The organism is Chlorobiota bacterium, assembly GCA_016700335.1.
GTDB lineage: Bacteria > Bacteroidota > Ignavibacteria > OLB7 > OLB7.
This window is the reverse complement of sequence record CP065014.1, coordinates 2,657,826-2,680,569: the sequence shown is the minus strand read 5'-3', so window position 1 is coordinate 2,680,569 and position 22,744 is coordinate 2,657,826. Positions and strand designations below refer to the sequence as shown.

General features: G+C 31.1%; 15 protein-coding genes. 14 read left to right on the top strand and 1 reads right to left on the bottom strand.

Features of this window, described 5'->3' with window-relative positions; all coding sequences use genetic code 11:
- Positions 1-65: 65 nt before the first annotated feature.
- The 5 genes from IPP08_10870 (at position 66) to IPP08_10850 (ending at position 4,743) form a co-directional block, all read left to right on the top strand.
- Positions 66-1,562: a T9SS type A sorting domain-containing protein gene (locus IPP08_10870; protein ID QQS66257.1), complete on the top strand. Its 1,497-nt coding sequence runs from the start codon at positions 66-68 to the stop codon at positions 1,560-1,562.
- A complete protein-coding gene (locus tag IPP08_10865) occupies positions 1,559-2,053 on the top strand; it encodes a hypothetical protein (GenBank protein QQS66256.1) in 495 nt (164 codons plus the stop codon). The genes IPP08_10870 and IPP08_10865 overlap by 4 nt, the downstream gene beginning before the upstream one ends.
- A gap of 11 nt (positions 2,054-2,064) precedes the next feature.
- Complete coding sequence (locus IPP08_10860; protein QQS66255.1) at positions 2,065-4,011, top strand: T9SS type A sorting domain-containing protein; 1,947 nt, start codon at positions 2,065-2,067, stop codon at positions 4,009-4,011.
- Between the two features lie 70 nt (positions 4,012-4,081).
- Positions 4,082-4,321, top strand: a complete 240-nt coding sequence (locus tag IPP08_10855) for a hypothetical protein (protein ID QQS66254.1) — start codon at positions 4,082-4,084, stop codon at positions 4,319-4,321.
- Positions 4,322-4,350: 29 nt separating this feature from the next.
- Positions 4,351-4,743 (top strand): hypothetical protein, encoded by a 393-nt coding sequence (locus tag IPP08_10850; protein QQS66253.1) that lies wholly within the window; start codon positions 4,351-4,353, stop codon positions 4,741-4,743.
- A gap of 189 nt (positions 4,744-4,932) precedes the next feature.
- On the opposite strand, the gene IPP08_10845 is transcribed toward IPP08_10850, so the two are convergent.
- The gene (locus IPP08_10845) at positions 4,933-5,106 is read right to left on the bottom strand and encodes a hypothetical protein (protein QQS66252.1); all 174 of its coding nucleotides are present in this window, start codon (positions 5,104-5,106) and stop codon (positions 4,933-4,935) included.
- Between the two features lie 117 nt (positions 5,107-5,223).
- On the opposite strand from IPP08_10845, the gene IPP08_10840 reads away from it, so the two are divergent.
- The 9 genes from IPP08_10840 (at position 5,224) to IPP08_10800 (ending at position 22,703) form a co-directional block, all read left to right on the top strand.
- Positions 5,224-5,487 (top strand): T9SS type A sorting domain-containing protein, encoded by a 264-nt coding sequence (locus IPP08_10840; protein QQS67877.1) that lies wholly within the window; start codon positions 5,224-5,226, stop codon positions 5,485-5,487.
- A gap of 211 nt (positions 5,488-5,698) precedes the next feature.
- A complete protein-coding gene (locus IPP08_10835; GenBank protein QQS66251.1) occupies positions 5,699-6,544 on the top strand; it encodes a hypothetical protein in 846 nt (281 codons plus the stop codon).
- 9 nt (positions 6,545-6,553) lie between these two features.
- Positions 6,554-7,714, top strand: coding sequence for a hypothetical protein (locus IPP08_10830; protein QQS66250.1), 1,161 nt, complete (start codon positions 6,554-6,556; stop codon positions 7,712-7,714).
- Positions 7,715-7,742: 28 nt separating this feature from the next.
- Complete coding sequence (locus IPP08_10825) at positions 7,743-9,086, top strand: PQQ-binding-like beta-propeller repeat protein (GenBank protein QQS66249.1); 1,344 nt, start codon at positions 7,743-7,745, stop codon at positions 9,084-9,086.
- Between the two features lie 234 nt (positions 9,087-9,320).
- Entirely contained in the window at positions 9,321-14,531 is a 5,211-nt protein-coding gene (locus IPP08_10820; GenBank protein ID QQS66248.1) for a choice-of-anchor D domain-containing protein, read from the top strand.
- Between the two features lie 165 nt (positions 14,532-14,696).
- Positions 14,697-16,826, top strand: coding sequence for a hypothetical protein (locus IPP08_10815; GenBank protein ID QQS66247.1), 2,130 nt, complete (start codon positions 14,697-14,699; stop codon positions 16,824-16,826).
- A 537-nt stretch (positions 16,827-17,363) separates the two neighbouring features.
- Positions 17,364-19,250, top strand: coding sequence for a hypothetical protein (locus IPP08_10810; protein ID QQS66246.1), 1,887 nt, complete (start codon positions 17,364-17,366; stop codon positions 19,248-19,250).
- Between the two features lie 150 nt (positions 19,251-19,400).
- Positions 19,401-21,233, top strand: a complete 1,833-nt coding sequence (locus IPP08_10805; protein QQS66245.1) for a hypothetical protein — start codon at positions 19,401-19,403, stop codon at positions 21,231-21,233.
- 39 nt (positions 21,234-21,272) lie between these two features.
- Positions 21,273-22,703 (top strand): hypothetical protein, encoded by a 1,431-nt coding sequence (locus tag IPP08_10800; protein ID QQS66244.1) that lies wholly within the window; start codon positions 21,273-21,275, stop codon positions 22,701-22,703.
- Positions 22,704-22,744 lie beyond the last annotated feature (41 nt).

The window sequence follows — 22,744 nt, the reverse complement described above, 5'->3', positions numbered from 1 at the left end:
TCAAGAAGAAAGTTAGAACAAATGGAAATGAGTTGACTAAAAAAATATAACCACAAAACAAATCAATGAAAAATAGAATAATAACAACACTCATAATAATGATTTATGGATTTGGAACAATGTATTCACAAAGTGATAGCAATGATGTTTATTGGGATAACTCACTCTGTGATAGCACATGTAGTAGGTTTCATGGTGTTAGTTCAATAGCTCAAAGTAATGATAGTACAGTTTATCTTGCTGGAAATTTAATATACAATTGTGATGATTCTTATATAAGAACTTTTGCAAAATTTAAAAAATCTATAAATAATTTTAGAGATGTAGATATAAATCACCCAATTCCAAATAAAGATTCTGGACAATACATAAGTTCAATAGTCATTAAAGGAAATAGTATTTATGTAGCAGGATATTTTAATAGAATAGGTGGTATAAATGCAAATGGAATTGCAAAGTTTGATGGTACAAACTGGTTTTCATTAGGACAAGGAATAAAAGGGTTGGTAAATAAAATAATGTTTAAAAGTAGTGACTTATATGCAGTCGGTTTGTTCGATTCAGCTGGCAATGTCAAAACAAGTTGCGTGGCAAAATGGGATGGGAAAACATGGTCAGGATTTGGAAAAGGAGTAACATCACATGTAGGAAAATATAATAGAGAATATGTAAATTCAATAAGTATAATAGGGAGTAAAGTATTTATAGGAGGTGAGTTTGATACTGTTGGAGGAGTAAATGCAAATAACATTGCAATGTGGAATGGAACAGTTTGGAGTGGTATGAATTTAGGCGTAAGACTGGAAAAGCAAGATCAAAATAGAGATGGATTAGTAAATACGTTAGAGAGTATAGGTGGAGTGTTATATGTTGGAGGAGAGTTTGATACTGTTGGAAACAACATAGCAACAAATAATATAGCAAAATATGATACTATTAAAGGATGGTCATCACTTGGAAGTGGAACGATAAGTATAGGTGCTTTGAATAATACATCAACTGTGGAATGTATGAAAGTTGTAGGAACAAAACTATTTGTGGGTGGAACATTTACATCAATCTGTGGAACAGAAGCTAATAATATTGCTATGTTTAATGGAACAACATGGAGCTGTTTAGGAAGTGGAACAAGCGGAGTTGTTAGTGTAATAGATGTTGGCAAAACAGGATTATATATTGGAGGAGGTTTTGATAGTGTAGGACATAAGTATTGTTTTGGATCATTTGCGAGATATACCAAAGAGATTGATACAACAAACAATGGAACAATAAAATCTGATAATCTAAACAACAATTTAAATATAGGTATAAACTTAAAAGAGAATATACCCCAACCATTCAAAGAAGAAACAAAATTCAATGTAATCTTAAAAGAACCCAAGGAAGTAACAATAAGTGTATTAAATGATAAAGGACAATTAATAAAAATAATATACAAAGGATTAATAGAAGGAGAAAAGGAGTTTATATGGAGTGGAAAAGGAGAATCAAATGGGATATATTATTACAGAATAACAGGAAACGGAATAAACGAAACTAAAAAATTTGTATTAGTAAAATGAAAAAATTAATAGTAATATTAACTGTAGTTTTTAGTGTGCATATAGCATATTCTTGTGGCTTAGAGCCAGATACAACGAAGAACATAATTGTGGACACAAAAACAAAAAACACAATTTATTTTGGACTTTTAGGAAACACACCTATATTTTCAATTAATTATGATAGGATAATTAGTAAACATATTTCATTGAAACTTGGTATAGGCTCTTTAATTACAATTTCTTTAATAGGATATCCTATCAATTTAACATTAAATTATTTTACAAATTTATTGAATAGTGGAGCAGAATACAGTTTAGGAATATCAAGAGTTCTAGGTGTTGATGGAAATCAAAGTTTTGAAATAATTAGTTTTGGAATAAACTATAGGTATCAATCAAAAAACGGAGGCTTATTTTTTAAAACCGGAGTTGATTTGATGCAGGTTATAAGAACAGAATTTTATAATATAATACCAATACCTGGTTTATCAATAGGTATTACATTTTAATCGAAATAAATATGAAAAAATTAACATTAATAATGTGTGTTTTTATCGTTATGAGTAATAAAGCATACTCACATAAAGAATTTACACATCAATACATTGTTCGAGAAGCATACAAACTATTAAAACTTCAAATTGGAGCTGATATACCAATATTAAAGAATTTCATCTCTTTAATTGAAGATAAAAATAATGATCCATGTGAAGATAAATCTTACAACACTGATATAAGAGGTGATGTAATAGCTGGTGCATGGGTAGAAGATGTGTCAGATGTCATATACGATTATGGTGGTTCAAGAGGAGGATGGTGGTGGCCATCATACACAATTAGTTCAATCTCTCATTTTTGGAATGCGGATAATGGAGATAATAGTGATGTATGGCTTTTTGGAAGTATGAAAACAGAACAAGGGAAAAGTCATAATGCTCTAAATAAAGCAATAGCATACTATTCATTTAATCAACAATTTGAAATACATGTTACAGTTAATAACCGAAGGCATTATTTTTCGTATAATAATCTCCCAGATTTTTATAAGAACGGGAATATATACTACAAAGGTTATGATATAGGAGGAGGTAGGAATGTTCAAAACACTTACGGAAATTTTGAGCAGAAATTAGGCATAAATCAGAATGATAAAACATTACGAAATAAAATTACTTTTCATTTGTTAGGAAGGCTAGTTCATTTATTGGGTGATATGGGAGTGCCAGTTCATGTTCATAATGAGGCACACGCATGTACCTTTGTATCAGGATTATTTGGATCTAATAATTGTGATCCATATGAACAATGGATGGATGTAATGGGGGATGAAGATGAATATGCAGAAAATGAACAAAATTGGATTGATCCAAGGTATTGGAGTTGGAAAAGAGTTTTTATGGAAAAGGGAGAATCAGTAAAAGTAGATTGTAATGTAGAGCCAATACGATACTTAATGTATACAACAAACCAAGTAGCTGATTTCTTTGCATCCAGAGGTCATGATGGCAATACGAATACAGAGAAAATAGGAGAATTACCATACATATATAATACAGCCCATGGTCCAACAACCAAAAATTTTTATAGTGATGTATTATTAGAATTTCCAACAAAGTCAGATATAAATGATTTAAGAGGAATACGAGATGCAGCATTTACATATTCAATTCGAGCAACAGCAGCAATGTTGTTAAGATTTGCCTGTGAATCAGGAATATTAAATGAATTTACAGATACAAATTTATTTCATGGAGTGATTAATTATATAACAGAAGACCAGTACCCAACTAATGTGTATAGCGATACAGTAAAACTATTGGGATATTTTTATGAGTTTCAAGCAAAAAATAAAGTAGTAACTGGGAGAAATAATGCTATGTCACAAAAAGTGTTTTCAATAGAAAACACAGCAAATGTAGATATGCATGCAAGTAATACAGTTAATTTTAAACCAGGTTTTCATGCAGTATCAGGAATAAGAAAAATAGATAATGAAAAAATCAATGATAGAAGTACATACTTACATGGTTATATTTCCCCACCAAATTACTGTTGTAATGCAAACGTAAACACTATTGAGCGGAGTACAAATTTAAACAAACAATCAGAGGAAAAAATCCAAACAAATCCAGTATTAAAGATCGATTTAAATGAAAAGCCAACATTGCCTAATGGAGTAAAATATGAAGAGAAATCAAGTTCAAGTGAATTTACAATAGCAGCATATCCAAATCCTTTATCAAAGGAAACAAGGATAGAATACAAAGTTCCAACAAAATGTAAATTAAAGATAATAATCACAAATGCAAAGGGAGAAGAGATAAAGAAAATAGTATCAGAAAGTAACCATGAAAAAGGGATATATGAGGTGGATTGGAATGTAGAAAAAGAAGAAAGTGGAGTATATTATTGTGTATTAAGTTCAGAAGGAAAACAGTATGTAAAAACGTTGATTCTAAATAAATAAAATTTACAAGAAGAAAGTTAGCAAAAAGAAATTTAATAAGCCTATAAAAATCAAACCACAAAACAAATCAATGAAAAAGCGAATAATAACATTAATAATAATAATGATATATGGATTTGGAATAACGTATTCACAAAGTGACAGTATTGATATTAATTGGGATAATAGTGTTGTAAATGGATTAGATGGACTAAATAGTGCTACTGTTATTAGAAAAAATCCTGACAGTAGTATTTATGTAAGAGGAGGTTTTGATGGGCATTATTTCCACAGTGCAAATTCAATAGTTAAACTGAAAGATGGTGATTAGGTAATGGAGTACAAGGATTAGTAAAAACAATGTCAAGAAATGGATCAACACTATATGTTGGAGGATTTTTCGATACTGTTGATGCTATAATAAAAAGTAAAGGATTATCAAAATGGAATGGTACAAATTGGTCAAAAGTAGGTGAAGGAATTAATGGTTATGTACTTTCAAGTACAATGAATGGGAATGAATTGTATATCGCTGGAATATTTGATACAGTTGGTAAAATAAGATCTAAGAACATAGCAAAATGGAATGGAATAGTTTGGTCACCCCTTGGGAATGGAGTAAGTGATAAAAATAGTTACCCATTAATTAATACAATGTTATATAATAATGGAAATTTATATGTAGGAGGCAAATTCGATAGTGCTGGTAAGATAAAAGTTAATAATATATCAAAATGGGATGGCATATCATAGACTACTTTAGGTAATGGAACAAATGGTGAAATAAACTCTATAGCAATCCTAAACGGAATTTTATATGTAGGAGGAGATTTTACAATTGCTGGAAATGATACATGTAATGGAATAGCTAAATGGAATATTTAAATGGGATGGTACGAATTGGAGTAGATTAGGAACTGGAGTTAGAAGATCAGGAAGTACTCAATCATATGTAACTACTTTAGATACAGCAAATGGTAATTTATATGTTGGAGGAGAATTTACATCAATATGTGACACTATTACAAATTGTATAGTAGAATTTACAGGAACAAAATGGAATATGTTAGGATCAGGATTAAACAGCAGCCCATCAGATATAAATATAACACCCAATGGTTTGTATGTAATAGGATGATTTAAGTTTGCTGGTATTAAGCAATCATTTTATTTATCAAGTTATTTATCAGTTTAAAATACAAACATTGAAAAAGAAAATCCAATTCAGAATTCATTAAAAGGTCAAAACTAAAAGAGAATATCCCCCAACCATTCAAAGAAGAAACAAAATTCAATGTAATCTTAGAAGAACCCAAGGAAGTAACAATAAGTGTATTAAATGATAAAGGACAATTAATAAAAATAATATACAAAGGATTAATAGAAGGAGAAAAGGAGTTTATATGGAGTGGAAAAGGAGAATCAAATGGGATATATTATTACAGAATAACAGGAAACGGAATAAACGAAACTAAAAAATTTGTATTAGTAAAATGAAGTTAATGTTAAAAAAACAAATTATTATTTTCACAATTTAAAAATCAAATAAATAGTATTTGAATTTATAATTAAATCAAGTTAAAAACTCTATTTGATTTAGTAAACACATGTTTATTTATATACAACATCATATTCCCTAAATTTTAACAAAACACAAAAAATGAATCACACCCTAACAAACAATTTCATCATTAAGTTAATCTTCTTATTGTCAATAATTTTAAATGGTTGTAAGGATGCTAACAAAACAATATCCACAACATCTTTTAATAAAATTTTAGTTGGTCAAACTTTAAGTTATGATGAAGAAGTAATTGATAGTTTGGAGTTAAATTCAACTCAATTTAATTTACCTGAAAAAGAGAAATCCCTTTTGATAAACAAAAATTGCTCAGAAACTCATGTCATTGTTAGTGTTCCTGATACCAATGTAAAAAGTTTTAAAATTGTTAGAACAATTCTTAAAATGTCAGATAGAGATACTCTGGCAAATGAAAAAAATCAAATATGGAAATCAGAATTGTATAATTCAACTTATAAAAAATTTGATAGAAACAATAATTTGATTCGAATAGAAAACCTACCAAAGGCAATTTCTGAGCCAAATATTAATGAAATACCGTTGTCAATTTCATACCCAAATAAAGTAACTGATTCCATAAGGTTGATTTTTAAAAACAAATGCAAGGAAGATGGTTCTACAGTAAATGAGCTTGGTAATTTTATAAAAGTAGTTTCAATATTAAATGATAATTCAATTGAATGGAAGATTGAAACTCTTTTCGATAGAAATTATTTATGCATTGATAGCTTAACAACCTTTAAGGAAAATGAATTATGGAATTCAGTTAAAAATACTTATCAAACTATTGGGAATTATAGGGTTGCTGTTAAAATAATTGATAAATCTTTTATGAGAATGTCTGTTCAAGAAAAGGATTCTCTTAACTCAATTTACAATTCATACATTCATAATCCACCAATAAATATTAACCAAAGTATGGACAAAATACTCGTTCATATAATTAATTTATCAAATATTCTAATCCCTTAAAAAACTAAAATGAAAAATTCAATTCACATCTTAATTCTAATATTCTTAACAAATGTAGTAACAATAATTGCTCAAATTGCTGTACCTTGGAACCATTGTGAACTACATGGTTTTGGTGGAGATCCAAAAGGTATGAGTGAAATTGATAATCATGTTGCATTTAATTATCCAAGGTTCTTTGGTGCTCCAAGATATGGAGTTAGACCAGACATAATGTCATTTTCACAAAGTTTTAATTATCAAACTGATGAGAAAATTCCAACAGTATTTAGTATGCCTCCTGCTGGAAGGCTAAGTAAAATTTTAAAATCAGCAAATTATCCTTATAATTATATAGCTATAGGTCATTCATTAGGAGGACTTTTTGCTAGAGCATTAGTACATAACCAAGATTGGTCTGACACAACAAATTTATTGGTACGTGGATTTATAACGATTGGTACACCAAATGAAGGAGTTGATATGATTCGAAATGCAAGATTTTTTTCTGAACTAGAGGCTCAAGCTCAAATTAAAATGGGAAGAGGAGATTTTTCAATTTTAAATGTTTTAGGTGGTGCTATTTGGGAGATAATCCGACCTGTAATTCATGTGGTAAGCATTTTAGCTCAAAGCAACATCCCTCAATTACAGGAATCTGAACCAGGATCGAATTTTTTAAAAAATGCAAATGGTCCTAATTTGCAGAAGTTAGAAAGTAGATTGCCAAGTGGAAGAGCAATTGTTTGGGGAGATTATGGAGATTTAAAATTCCCAGGATATTCAGAGGGGAGGGTGGGTTCTGAAAAATATAGGGCGGTAATTAATGAAGCACAATCAAAATCAAATTGGCATAGTAATGAAGAGTCAAATTTAAAATCACAAGAACATTGGTGGACTCCAATAATAGCTATAAAAAGGATATGGCATGGATTAAGAGCAATTGATTGGAAGATTACAAGAGATGGTTATTGGGATGCAAATAATGCTTGGGAATGGGCAACAGCTAATCGTGGAGCATCTGATACTTTTATTTCAACAAATTCTCAAAAAGGAATTCCAAATGTAAAAATAATAGAAAAGATTAATAATAAACCAAATGAAGAAATTATTCATACAGACGAAGATGAAAAATGGATTTCAATTCTTGCTGTTGAAAGAGCTTTAATTAAAATGGGGATAACACATTAAATTATTACTAATTAATTCGAAAATTATAATGAAAAAATTTAAAAATATCTTTTTTAGTTTGTATCTAATTTCAATAATTTTTATTTCATGTTCGAACCCTAATTCAGACTCTAAATATCATTATGTATCAACTGCAAAAGATTCAGCTCTTTGGGGTGCAAAACTAAGAACAGTATGGAAAATTAAAAGAGAAACTGGTTTTGCAAGTTGGCCTGGTTTGAATGATGTAGCTCCATTAACCATCGAGAATAAAGTAATTTTTTTATATCATAACTTTGTTCATTGTGTAAACAGTGAAACTGGAGAAACAATTTGGAAAGAAAGAAATCCTATAGTGGATACTATATATTCATTAAGCAATCATGCAAATGAAATGGTCCTTGAAAATGACAGACTTTATATTATTGGGAATTCAGGAGTTTATTGCAGAAATGTAAATAATGGGAGTTTAATTTGGTCAAATTACCCCATAGTAATTCCTGATATAGATTGGATTAAGAATGGCATATCTGATGATGCTATATTTATAACATCTCATTCTCCTTTCGATCCAAATATCCTAATAAAGATTTCTAAAGCAGATGGTAAAACTGTTTGGAGTGTAGGTGGGTTGATAGGAGATTTTGGAGAAGACAAAACCGCAAGTTGGCCTGGTCCACCCTGTTATTATAACGGAGTTGTTTATGTTGGAGCAACTATATTCCCAGGTAATGGTCCAATTATATATAATGGTTCAGTTGCTGCATTTGATGCTGTTTCAGGAAAAAGACTTTGGAGAAAATTGATCCCAAATCCTGATAGCTCAACAATTGGTTATTATAATTGGAAATCTTTAAGTAGTAATAAAAGTTCCTTTATTATATATGGCATGAATAATGGAATAATTGTTCCTGGTGGTCAAGCAGTTATTAAAATGGATTTCAATGGAAATATCATTTGGAGAAAAGTTATTCATATTGATGGATCAGTAGATCAATTTCAACAAAATCCATTGATGTATAAAGGAAATTATTTTGTTTTTAATAATGGAGATGGTGCTAATTGTTATGTTTACTCATTAAACCTTGAAACAAATAATACTAATTGGATAGAATACCTTAAATCAGACCCAAAAGAACAAAGTACGGTAATTAATTGGGCTGCACAAATAGATAGCTCAAATAATACTTTGTATAAACTTACAGATGGGTTTGAATTATTCGGTATTGATATTACAACTGGTAAAATTTTATGGTCCACATTTTTAAGCACTTGTGAGTTAGAGGATGGTGAATCTATTATGTATACAGGGGGTTATAAGGTTGATGGAAAGAGAATCTACTTAACAAATCGAAAATCATTATTATGTATGGAAAAAGTTGATTCATTATAATTAATTCATTTTTTATCTGTTTAAATTAAATTTCAGTTCAATTATAATTGGGCTGAATTTTTTTTTTTTGTGAATAACAACATTTAGGAATTAATAATTTTTATTAAATGTAATTTTTAACAATTATTTGGTGTTATGATTTTTGAAGAATAAATTCAACTAACTCGAAAAGATTTTTTAAGTTAGACTTTCAATTTTTCAATTTTCTTCTCTTTTACAATCATATCAAAATATATGAGATTAATTTTTATAGTTTTTACATTTTTTTCGATATTGTTTTTAACATCTAACGCTCAATTCCCAGCTGCTTGCGATCAAGATAAAGGATGCTTAGGAAATGTTCTAACATTTACTGTAAGTTCTGGAAAAGGTGCTCATTATGTGGATGTAGATACAAGTTCTGCATTAAGAAATCTAGATTCAGCAATTACATTTGAAGCCTGGATAAATCCAAAATTACAACCTGGTAAAAGAGTTTTTATTGGTGGTGTATGGGGACCTAATAAAGATGCAAATGACCAGTGGGTTGTATATATAGAAGATAATAATATCTATTTTGTTATTAATGCTGATGGAGCATTTAAAGGTGATGCAGACAATACTGTTGCTAGTGTTAACGTTCCTAATTTGTATTCAGGTTGGCAACATATTGCAGCAACTTGGAATAGAAATGGTGCTAAAATATATGTTAATGGAAATAGTTCTAACGTTTTTACTAATCCTCAATATCCAATAACTAAACTTCATAGAATAGATAGTAAAACTCTTTCAATGCAATTAGGAAGTTGTAATGGATTGTATGATGATTCACTAAAATTCAGAACTTTTAAAGGAGATTTTGATGAAGTTAGAGTTTGGAATAGAGTTCTTACTGATAAAGAAATAGATTGTCAGAGGTTATTATCATTGGCTGGAAATGAAACTGGATTGATACTTTATTATAGATGCAATGAAGGAACTGGGATCCAAAATTTATGTGATGCAACTGGAAGGAATATTATTGGAAGAATGAGAAGTGGTGCTCAGTGCGGAGGTGGAAATAGAAGTATTCCAGCAATTCATGTTGTTACTCCAGGTAGTATAACTCAGAATATCTTTTGTACTGGTGACACAACATTTAATTTTTCAATTATAGATACTTCACTTTGCGGAAGTACAGCAAATATAAGAGTTGAAGGTAGGGATGCTGGGCTTTTTACACCAAGTCCCGCAAGCATAACTTTCAAACCAGGTGAAACAAAAAGCGCAACAGTTAGGATGAGAGCAGGAGTTGTAGGTGCAATCTTATGTACCCTTGTTGTTGACAATTCAAATCGTTGTGGAAAACAAGTTCGGATTCCAATAACTATAAATCGAACAACAGAATTTACTTATTCTACCGGTCGAGTATTGTTAGATACTTTATGGGTTGGTTGTACAACTAAAACTACCGCTGAAAAAACAATTAAAATTTGTAATACTAGTAATAGACCTTTAAAAATAACAAGTGCTTCTTTTTTAGATACTAATTTCTTTTGGAGTCCTGATAGTGGATCTGGTAACCTACCTCAAACAATTGCAGTTGGTAAATGTTATTGGATAAAAGTTGGAATGAAGGCAGGAGATACAACAAGAAATAGAATAGATACATTCAAAATTATAAGCGATGATGTTTGCCCTGGCAGTGGTAAAATACCAGTTCAAGGTCAATCTCAAGATGTTTTAATGATCTTAAATTCAAGTGCTAAAGGAAAAGTTGAATCAATGGATTTTGGCTCTGTTTGTCCTGGAGACATTAGTGATGTAAGGTTATATCAATACCGGAACTTTACTAATGAACCAATTAACATTGATACAATAACAATTCTCCCAAATAATTTTTTTGGTAGAAGGAATAGTTTCCCAATTCAATTGTTACCAAAATTTGCTTACCAAGAAACATATATACGTTTCAGACCTGATAAGCCTGGACCATTTACAGGAGAGGCAGTTTTTAAAACAACATTTAGGGGGTGTCAAATTGTAAAAAAAATAAAATTAAAAGGAACTGGAATTTCTGTTGATGTTGACTTCCTTGACAATAAAATTGATTTTGGAAATGTAGTAATTGGTAATACTAAAAATAATTCAGTTATTATTAAAAATAATGGGACGAGCCCTAGAAATGTATCAGTATATTTAAAAGTTGGAGATGCATATTCAATTATTTCTGCTAAAGGAATTGGTTTATCACCTGGAGGTACTTCTACTATTACTCTTTTATTTCGTCCTCGTGAACAAAAAACTTATCTAGACACATTGTGTATATTTGATACTCAATGTTACGGAACTCAGTGTATTCCAATAACTGGAGCAGGAGTTTACGATGAGTTGTCATTTGCTCCACCACTGATTCAATTGTTTAACACTGTTGGTTGCGATTGTAAAATTGATAGTATAGCTGTTAAGAATATAACTTCCTCTCCTGTTACAATTAATAATGTTGTACTTAATGATGTAACTGGAAAATTTACATTGATTACTAACTCTGGAAATCAAGTTATACAACCTAATAGTTCAGGATACTATTCAATAAAGTATTGCCCAAATGATTTAACAACCGATAGAGCAGATCAATCTATTTTAGATATCAATTTATCAAATGGAAGGAAGTATCAGGTTTTGGTAAGAGCTACAAGTGTAGTTCCAAGACTTTATGTTACTCCGCTTACAACCTATGGAGTAGTTGAAGTTGGTTGGCAAAAGACGATTCCTATATTAATTGAAAATTCAAGTTCTATTCCAATTAATGTAACAAAATTAAATCTTCCTCCAGGATATGTTTTAATTGCCTCTAGGCCAGCTTTACCTGTATATTTAAACCCTAGAGATTCTCTTTGGTTCGATGTCCAATTAAAGCCGACTGCAGCCCAAGTTTATGCAGGAGATTTTTTAATTAATACTGACAAACCATGTGTAATTGATTGGACTGGAAAGATAACAGGAACAGGTGTTATAATCAAACTTGAAGCTCCTATTAGTTTAATAAATTACGGGTTAGTAAAACCATGTGAATGTAGCAATAGAGAAATTCCATTGCCAAATTATAGTTCATATATACCAATGTCAATCGATTCAATATGGATTGATCCTGGCACTCCTCCTTTACCATCTCCAAGACCAGCAGTTTTTAGTTGGAAATCAAAATTGAATGGAAGTAAAGCACCATTTACAGTTGCTCCTCTAACAGTTGATACTTTAGTAGTATCTTTTTGTCCGAATATTCCTTCTATTGCACCAAATGTTTTAAGTAATGCAATTCTTCATATTAAAGCTAAAACACCTGCTTGGAAAGATGAATTTAAAGTTTCATTAAGCGGAAGAAGAGAGCTAAATTTAGCTCCTTCAAATGTTAATGTTCAATTTCCAGCAACTAGGGTTGATACATCTTCAGCAGCAATTGCTGTAAATTTAGATGTACCTTCAGATCCATTTAGTAATCCAAGTGGAGATTCAGTTGTAATTTCTGGAATCCAGTTTGTACCAGATATTGGAGTATTTACTGCAACAGCATTACCAGGAAATACACCACCTACATGGGTAGTAAAAAGAGGTTCTAAATTAACTTTAAATATTGTGTTTTCTCCTCGATCTCCAAAGTCTTATTTAGCTAAGCTTAATATTATTACTAAGTATCCATGCAATAATATTGATACTAGTATAACATTAAAAGGAAATGGTTTTGCTCCAGCTTTTGGTATGCAAATGGCATTTGATACTACAAGAATAAACAGAGATACAATACTAGTGAATACTTGTGATGATTTTGAGTTGCCTATTTTCTGTTCTCGCGATGTTCCTCAAAGGATTATTGATATGTTCTTTAGATTAAACTATGACTCTACAGCATTGAAAGTACTAAGTATTACTTCACCTTACTCAAATAATGTTGCAATAAAAGCAGATACTGGAGGTATTGCAAGGGGACAAGTATTAAATGGAATTAGTATAAAAGCTGGTGAAGTAGCAAGAGTGAAATTTAAAGTAATTAGTGGCAAACCTTTTGTTACTCCTATCAGTATTGAAGAAGTAAGTTTTGATAGTGATTCTTTAGTATTTTATAAAATCGTAGCTGCTGGCGATAAAGGTACTATTATTATAACTCAACCATTAATCAAAGCTGAATCAATTACTTTTGATACCGTTGGAGTTCAAGATTGTTTAGACAAACAAATTATAGTAAGAAATCCAGGTTTAATACCAGTTAGGTTTGATTCACTAATTCTACCTCCTGGATATACTATTACTTCTTCTTTACCACCAATTCCAGTTGATTTGCAACCAAATGATTCTGTAATTGTGATGTTGAAATTCTGCCCAACAAATGAACAAAGTTATGATTCAATAATTAGAATTGTATCAAATGTTCCTTGTAAATTTGAAGATACTTCTAAGGTAAATGGATTTGGTTATTGCTCAAGAATTGCTATGAGCCAGTTAATGAGCTTTGATACTGTGAATTTGAAATATTGTGCTGATAGAATTGTAAAAATTTGGAATCCAGATAAAATTGATATGAGATTTGATTCATTAATACTTCCAAAAGGTCATAAAGTTTTATCTAGTAATATCCCTTATCCAACTACATTAAAAAAAGGAGATACTATTGAATTAACTGTCAGGTTCTGTCCATATATTGAAGAAGTTTATGATACAACAATGACAGCATTATCAAATTTTCCATGTTCAATTAATACTTCAGGTAGGATCTTCAGTATAGGTTATGCTCCTCCGTTTCCTATGAAAATGAGTTTCGCACCTTCTGATACTCTTTATGGAACTATTGCAGATACAGTATTACAAAAAGTAATTGTTGATAAAGATTTGCCTCAATCTCCTATTGATTTAAAATATTTCTTTGAATATAACAAAAGAGCATTGCAGTATTTAGGTATTAAAACAAAATTTGGGAGAGCACCTTTAGTTTCAGAAAAACAAAATGGGATTGAAGTAATAATGGAAGATTGTGAAAATGTAACTACTGGTGAAATTGCTGAAATGAGATTTGCTGTTGCAGTGCCAGATTCAAATTTATCTTACATGGGTATTTCTCCAATAAAGTTTACTAGTGATTCAATATTTTGGGTTAAACCAGTTGTTACAGGTGATAATGGGAATGTTTCAGTTAATGGCAAATGTAATATTACTAAGCTAAATTATAATGGTGGTGCCAATAAATTAAAAGTTATAGAGAATAATAATATTATCAAAATTGAAATGGAATTTTTTGAGGATGGAAAACCAGATTGTTTTATTTCAAACTTATTAGGAGAAAAAGTGTTTGTAATATTCGATGGAAAAACTTCAATTTCTTTTGGTAAATATAGTGCAGTTATAAATAGTAATGGCTTACCTCAAGGGAATTATATTTGTACCTTTAGAAATAATAAATTTATTGAAGTCCAAAAATTTGTTATTAAAAAGTAATAAATTTCAACCAATATCATTTAATAAAAGGAGTAAGTACACGCTTACTCCTTTTTTATTTTTGATTGGGTTCAAATCAATAATTCACTCTGAAGTATTAATAAATAATAAATATTATTTAAAGATGTAAGTTTGTATAAATAATTATTAAATTGAAAATTTTTTATGAAAGGTCTAATTATCATTTTATTTGTTTCAATAATATCATTTAAAAATTCTTTATCTCAACAACATGAATTTTTAAAAGATAGAAATAGCCTTTCTATTCCAGATACATTATGGGATGAAGCAATTAAAAGATTTGAGATAAACGGAAAACAATTAGGTTATTCATACGATGAAATGATGAATTTTTCTCCTGATGAATTTGTACTCCCATCAATTTGGAGAGCTTTTAGAAATGCAAGAAATATACCTCGGAGTAGTGGTGGAATAACAACTTTACTTTTAGATAGCTGTAAAAGTATGTCAGCTATTGTTCAAAGAGCATTGAGTTTAACTGATGTTTCATCTGGACGTGGTATGGCTGTTCAAATAGATTCACTATGGTTTGCAAAAGATGAAAAGAATCGTACTTGCAATTCTCCAGAAGAGGCATTTAACAAATATATTGCCGAGGGGCAACGTGATAAATCAAAATTATTATCAGCAAAAATTGAATTTTTATTGTTACCAGATAACCTTAAAATTCTTTTGATTAGAATTTCTACTTGTATAGTTGAAACTAATAAATGGTTATTAAAAGCAATTCCTCTTGAACAATTATCACTTGATGCGCCACGAGGAAATCCAATTGATTATTATTATTTATTTGCTTCAGCACCATGGGGGGAAGAACATCTTGGTCAGTCAGCAGTTACCGATTCACGTGTATTTGATTTAATTCGTAAAACCGATAGAAAGTATTTAATGTTTGCTTCAACATATTTCTATAATCAAATTCAATATGCAATAAATGAATTTAAAGAGTCTAAACAATTTTTGAAAGGTCAGCCAAAAATGGAGAAAGTTGATATACCAACCCCAGAAGGTAATATTGTAATTTATGGTGGGAATAACGATTTAATTGATGATGAAGAGAGTATTGCAATTATTGATATTGGTGGAAATGATAAATATTCTGGGAGATTAGGTGTTTCAGCTGGAATTACAAAACCTACAAGTTTGATTATTGATTTTGATGGGAATGATACATATAATTCAACAGATAAACCTTGTTCTTTTGGTTGTGGATTGTTTGGAATAGGTGCTGTAATAGATTTGAAAGGTAACGATATTTACCATATAAAAGAGTCAGGGTTGGGCTCATCTTGGTTTGGAGTTGGGACATTATTTGATTTTTCTGGTGATGATAATTATACAGTTGATTCACTTTGGGGTGAAGGTGCAGCTCATATTGGAGCAGCTATATTGTGTGATATCTCTGGAAATGATATCTACACTTGTTCTCAACAATCTCAAGGGTTAGGTTCAACCTTAGGTGTTGGTTGCCTTATTGATGTTGAAGGTGATGATAAATATATTGCTAGAGATAGCGGAAATATTTCAGCACTTTACTTAGGTCAGTCAGTTTCAATGGCTCAAGGGTGTGGTTATGGAAGACGTGCAGATTTTGGAGATGGACACAGCTTAGCTGGTGGTTGGGGAATTTTAGTTGATGGAAAAGGGAATGATTATTATAGTGCTCCAGTCTGGAGTCAAGGTTGTGGCTATTGGTGGGCTATTGGTATTCTTGAAGATAGGGAAGGGAATGATACTTACAGAAGTGGAAAATACTCAATCGGTTCTGCAGCACATTATGGTATTGGTTGTAAGATAGATTTGAAAGGCAATGACAAATATGCAATTGGATATAAAGAAGCTGTAAATCAATACTGTGGTCATGCTAGGGATGGTTCAATTGGTATTTCTATAGATGCAGATGGCAATGATAAATATTACCTAAAACCAGTTTGTGGTGGTTCCGCAGATTTATGCAGCATTGGTTTATTTTGGGATAGAAGCGGTAATGATGAATACAATTTAAATTATGAGGTTGTTGGTGAACAACTTGGTTGGGTTGATACTCCACCTTTAGGTACATCAACAAAATACGAAGTTCAAAATGGTTGGCGTGATGATGTGAAATCCTTTGGTTTGTTCATTGATAGTGGTGGTGACGATGAATATAATTGGGATAAAAAAAGCAGCGATAAATTCTATTCAGAAAAACCAACTAACAATAAAATATGGAATAGTAAAAGAGCTCCAAATTCTTTTGGTGTTGGAATTGATATTGATTGGTTTAAACAATAAATTTATAATTGATATTCTGAATATTTAAATTTGATTAATAATTATAATTTTATTTAGTTAAACTAAACTATAAAATTCAACAAATAAATCCAATAAATAATTTTATAAATAAAAATTTACTTTGTTAAATAGTATAAAATTTTTAACTTTGGTTAACTTAAACTTTTAAATGTTAAGAAATAATTAAGAAATAAATAAATATTCTTTCAATAATTCATTTTTAAATGAATTTTTTATATTTGATTATTGGTTTAATTTAGTAAATAAACAGAATATATTTTTGAAATAAATTGGATCTAGAATTTTTTTTAATGTTATATAAAATAATAGAATATTTTAAATGAGGAAAAAAAGTTTTTTGAAAAAAAATTTAATAATAATAAATTAAATTTTACTTATCTTGCTTCTCCTTTTCTAATGAAATTAATTCTAATGGTTATATGTATGTTATTAGTATGTGGGGTATAACGGCTTTCTTCTCTAAGTATTTGCATTCCAAAGTAAATTTATCCATTTCCTACTTTTGTAGTATAATTTATGTCTAAAGGCGGTGCAGGCAAGGTTTATTTCGTATTATATCTTGCCGTAATTCTCGAACTTCTTATTATCTTTATCGAACGCGACGAGGCGGAAGAAGGCTTGCGTCGTAAACAAAAAGAAGCGATTGAGATTGTTCAAACTATTCTCTCGCAACTTCAAACTGGTAATGGTGCTACTGGTATCACTACCATACCTAAGGACGAAATAGTTCTAGAACCCAAAGACCAAAAAGGATGGGCTAGAAATTATAAAATTTTCGTTTCAGTTGGTGATCCTGCTGCAAAGCAGGTTATTAATGGTAAGGAAATAGCTGGAGATGACATCTCATCATTGCAGTACAGCGTATCATTAATTCCTAATCCAAATTTAGATGAAGGTGCTTTAGGTCCTGACACAACTGATATTGAAGGGGGACAACAGATTTTACTTTCGGAATTAGGGACTGATGTGGGAAGTTATACTCAACCTCGTCAAATTTCTGGAACATCAATCCCAACAGAAACTCCTGAGTCTTATTTTACTATTAATGATAGTGCAACTCAAGATATGTTGGCTAAAGGAAAAAGAATAAAAGTTTTTAATGTCAACTTCAAACCGACTAAAGGTCAAGGTTGGTACAGACTTAGGTTCCATACAAATACAAATAAAATCATGACAGTGGCTCAAGAGCCTTCTGATAATGATACTGTTAGAGTTGGGAATATTAAATTTGCTGTTAAACAACTCAGATTAACTAAAAGATTTATAGAAAAACAAGGTGATAAGGCAGGTGTTCCTGGAAGTGGAGCAACAGTTATTTCATATATTGATAAGCTCTTAACTCCTAATGCTGCAAATCAATTTGAAGAAAATCAAAGTGCAACATCTTTCAATATTAGGGTTAAAAATCCACCACCAGTTCCTATACAAAAACCACAAGATCCAGTTGCTGCGATATTAATGGCACGTGATACAGCTTACTGGTATGATGCAGCACCATTTGAAGTTCAAGTTAAGTTAGGTCCAAAGGATGCTTCCTCAAAAAATGTATCAGGTGCAACTCTCACAGTTTTAGATGCGAGTGCAGGGATTTATAATGCAACTATTGATAAGCCACAATCTGGAGGTATTACTCCTATTGTTGCAACTGCTTCTACTAAAGCTGGAACGCAAACTGCTACTAAATATCTTATGGTTGAAAAACCAACTCTTAGAAATTCTCCAGATAGATGGAAAGGTAATAGGGCTGTTATTGGTAGAAAGTATAATCCAACATCGGAATGGATGAGTGGTAATGTTCCAAATAGTCATTATCAAACTGTTGTTGAAATAAATGGAGAACAAGCACTTAATCAAGAGGGTACTGTATTTAAAGAAGCAGAATTAGCTGCAAATATGAAAGTAACAGAAAGTACTAAATCTGTCAAAACTACAGTTTATTGGAAACCAAATGGTGTAGCTGATAAATCAAAATGGGTAGCTTTACTTACAAATGATAAAAATGGTTCATCTATTATTAAACCTACAAAGGACTTCCAAATAGTTTTCCCATCACCAGAACAGACTGATGGATTTGAGGCTGAATGGGTAATTAATAGTAAAAAACTTACAAGTGATGTAACAACTATTACTGTAAGCCAAAGGTTAGGAGATAATTCTGTTCCAGCAGAAATTCAAGGAGAAGCTGGGTGTTCAGAATGTTCAACTTACGGATTAACATTCAGATTAGTTGGAGGTGATGGTGGAATTTATACATTAAGTGGAACTGTTTCAGATATTGCAGTATTTAAGAAAAATATTGCAGGACTTCAAGGTAAAAGATTTGAAATAGGATTTACAATTCGTGGACGTGGTGGAGTTAGCTCTCAAGGAACTACTTTTGTAACAGTAAGAGCTATTAAGTAATATTAGAATAACAAACATTTATGCATTAATCAAATTCAATTTATTTTAATTGTTAAATGCATAGATTTATAACAAATAGATAAGGGAAATTTTCTCTCTCTTTCTTTTTAAAAGATAATTATTAATTTAAATAATTTCCTAAAGCCAACAATGAGAAACTTAATATCTCGGTATGTGAAATTAGCCTCTTTACTTGCAGTGCTTGTTGGCATTGCCTTATCCTATGTGCCTGCAAAAGCACAAGGAGGAGATGAGCGCGAACTTGTCAAACTAGACCGTAGAATCAAAAATCTTATCCGTTCTATAGATGATATAGTTTGGGCAGATATCATGATTTACAAATTAGAAGACGAATACAAAAGTCGTCTAATAAGAAGTATGGATGCTGTTGATAAAGCAGACATAGATTATGTAAATGAAAAAGGCAAAAGTGGAGCACTTTGTGGCGAAGCAATGGCTGATTTGTTTGATGGTTTACGCACTGTTGTAAGCCGTGCTCGTGATTTAAAAGCACAAAAGAAAATGTTAGCCGATAAGTATGGCAACTGTGATGAGGAAGACATGGATGAAACTGAACTTCAAGATTTAATTGGTAGAGTTCAAGGTGTAATCAATAAACGTAAGTCTCGTCCAAAAGAATTCTATATCGTTAGTTCACGTAATAAATCTAATCCAAGATTAATTGCTTTTATGGGTATTAACATAGACCCTGTTTCTAATAAAGCTAGTATTATGGATGTTAAAGGTGGATTGGATATGTACAAATATCTATATTCAAATGGTGGACCAGATACTGGAATGTATAATGAATTAAGATCTGGTATTTCTGAAGGGAGCCCAAGTTTAACAAATCAAATGTTTTTGTTAAGAGATTTAGCTCAAGTTCAGATTGCTCCTAGAACAAAAGTTAGAGCTAATTCAATTAACGAAGAAGAATATCCTCACGCACTAATTAGTGTAAGTGAAGGAAGACCTCTAAGAAAAGAAAAGAAAGATGATGAGGCTGACACTGTTAAGAAAGAGGAGGATTTATTTAGTGATGCTGGTGGAATATTTGGCGGTTCTGGAGTAAGTAAAAATAAGTTAGCTGGAGCAGAAGTTCCTGGTACTGGAGAATATCCTTATGAATTTACTGTTGGTACTGATGTGATTTTAGGTTTAAGATCTTATGATTTAAAAGATAAAAAGAATCCAGATTTACAATGGGGTGTTGAGCTAAAAAATGGTTTAGATGAAATGAATTTCCCATCAATTTGGGGTGGAAGATTTACTTTAAGTGCAATCCTCGAAAATATTAGATTAGGTTTAGTATTGCCAATGGTTCGCTTTGGTGATACTTCAATTTCTACAAGTGGATTGGGTGGCTCACCACAAAAAATTATAGGTGGAACTGGGTTTGCAATGAGTGGAGATTTTACAACTCCATTTATATCTAATTCAGGTATGTTTAACTTTTTTGGAACCTACTCTTTTAGTGCTTCTAATACTGATCAAATCAGGAAAGCGTACGATTCAGTGCTTAAAATGTCTGAAAGAGGATATCTAATTAGATATGCTGGACAGTTATATTATTCATTCGGATTTTTTCCAGATGAATCAGGATCACATGTTTTCCGTTTAAAATTTGGAGGTTCATTCTATGGTGTAGATTCATATGAGAGAATCGCAGATAGTAGTAAAGGAGCTTCAAAAAATGCTACCATAATGAACAAAGTTGAAAGTACTTCAAAAGGAGGAGTATCTGGTAAAATTGAATATATGAGAGGAGGTAAAAAAATTCCATGGGGAGTTTCTGTTCAATATCTTGATGAATCAATTTTCTCTAATGCTTGGATTCAGTTTATTGTTAACCCTCAATTAGATTTAAAAATTGAAGGAAAGTTTGCAACTGTGCTTTCACGTGAAGCTCATTTATGGGAAAATTCAACTATTTTTGCTCCTAGTGTGAGCTTGAAATATCATTTTAATAATTTAGGTTTTTAACTAGTAACATTAATCTCTCTCTCTTTTTATATTATAGACATGAGAACAAAAAATTTAGTTCTTAAAAATATCTTCTCATTGGTAATTATAGCTATTGTCTCCTTAGTTTCTATACAGAATAAGGCTTTAGCTCAAACACCAACAAAAGATGAATTAAAAGAGGACATCAGTGACCTAACCCGTCTTGATCCTGATATCGAAAAATTACTTCCTCGTTGGAATGTACTTGAAGCAGATTTAAAAATAAAAATAGCTCAAGCATTCAAGTTAGATGGAGTTCCTGTTCGCGAAACTGATGTTGTTACTGTCTCTGCTACATTTGCCAGACCAAATGCAGAGCAACAGTTATTGACAATCAGAATGGGTGAAAACAATAATGCTATTATTACCGGAACTCAAAAAATACGTGGTACTATTGGTGAGGATTTATATCAACAGTTATTAAGTAGAAGTTATGCTCTAAGCGACATAGAGCCTGAAATTCCTACTACAAAAACAAATCAAGAAAGAATGCCAACAGTTTTGAATCCTGTTAATGCTCGCCAGTTTATTTCAGCTTCACTAACTAGGCAAGTAGTTCAGGTTGGTACTTCTAGTTTTAGATTAGAACATTATATTGGAAGTGATGAAATTGGTTATCCTTTTTGGTTTGGTGGAGAAGCTAAAGCTATGATTAGTTACCCTATTGTTCCTCTTAGCGATCCTGAACTTAGAGCAAAAGGTGTTCCAGATGTTTTTAAAGCATCTCTAGGATTAGCATACAAGTTCAAATCTGGTGGAGAACCAACTGGAGTCACCAGCTTTTTACCTGCTCGTTTATTGAATGGAAATAATGGACTTAAGCCAGTTGTTAAGTTTGAGTATCGTTTTCCTAAATTTGAAAATAGTTATGAAACTGGTGATTTTGGTTTAGCTTTAGGTATTGAAACTGGTAAAATGAAAGACACTTCAACAATTGATGGAAGTATTGATTATGCTAGGTCTTCTCAATTAATTGGTTCAACTGTAAGGCAAGTTGGTTATTTCGCAGAAAATATTGTACAAGGTAATGTATTTTGGGAAAAATGGATTGATGGTTATGAGCATTTTGTTAGATTGAGTTTAGGAATTTCATATCAGGATTTTGCTCGTGGTGTTTATCATATTACTCGTTCATTACCAGCTAAACCTATTCCAGTAAGTGGTTCAGAATATGCTGATGCAGTTGTATATTCAGGTTTGATTCATCCTACAGAATTTGGAGATTGGTTTTATTTTAAAACTGAATATCTTAATCAGTCAGGTTTCCCATTTAGTGCCTCAATTCAACTTGCAAACAGAAATTTAACTTTTAGTGGTGTTATTCCTGTTATACCAAATTGGTTGTTGATTGAAGGTAAATTTTCTTCTACAATTCTTGGAGATAAAAGACCTTGGGAAACTGGAAGTATGTTCATGGTTTCACCAATGCTAAGATTTAGAATTGATTAATAGATTTAATCATTGAAATATAATCCCTGCAACGCACACAG

What these genes read in the sequence shown, in the direction of transcription:
- IPP08_10870 (QQS66257.1), top strand. Translation starts at nt 66, where the DNA reads ATGAAAAATAGAATAATAACAACACTCATAATAATGATTTATGGATTT.
- IPP08_10865 (QQS66256.1), top strand. Translation starts at nt 1,559, where the DNA reads ATGAAAAAATTAATAGTAATATTAACTGTAGTTTTTAGTGTGCATATA.
- IPP08_10860 (QQS66255.1), top strand. Translation starts at nt 2,065, where the DNA reads ATGAAAAAATTAACATTAATAATGTGTGTTTTTATCGTTATGAGTAAT.
- IPP08_10855 (QQS66254.1), top strand. Translation starts at nt 4,082, where the DNA reads ATGAAAAAGCGAATAATAACATTAATAATAATAATGATATATGGATTT.
- IPP08_10850 (QQS66253.1), top strand. Translation starts at nt 4,351, where the DNA reads ATGTCAAGAAATGGATCAACACTATATGTTGGAGGATTTTTCGATACT.
- IPP08_10830 (QQS66250.1), top strand. Translation starts at nt 6,554, where the DNA reads ATGAAAAATTCAATTCACATCTTAATTCTAATATTCTTAACAAATGTA.
- IPP08_10825 (QQS66249.1), top strand. Translation starts at nt 7,743, where the DNA reads ATGAAAAAATTTAAAAATATCTTTTTTAGTTTGTATCTAATTTCAATA.
- IPP08_10820 (QQS66248.1), top strand. Translation starts at nt 9,321, where the DNA reads ATGAGATTAATTTTTATAGTTTTTACATTTTTTTCGATATTGTTTTTA.
- IPP08_10815 (QQS66247.1), top strand. Translation starts at nt 14,697, where the DNA reads ATGAAAGGTCTAATTATCATTTTATTTGTTTCAATAATATCATTTAAA.
- IPP08_10810 (QQS66246.1), top strand. Translation starts at nt 17,364, where the DNA reads ATGTCTAAAGGCGGTGCAGGCAAGGTTTATTTCGTATTATATCTTGCC.
- IPP08_10805 (QQS66245.1), top strand. Translation starts at nt 19,401, where the DNA reads ATGAGAAACTTAATATCTCGGTATGTGAAATTAGCCTCTTTACTTGCA.
- IPP08_10800 (QQS66244.1), top strand. Translation starts at nt 21,273, where the DNA reads ATGAGAACAAAAAATTTAGTTCTTAAAAATATCTTCTCATTGGTAATT.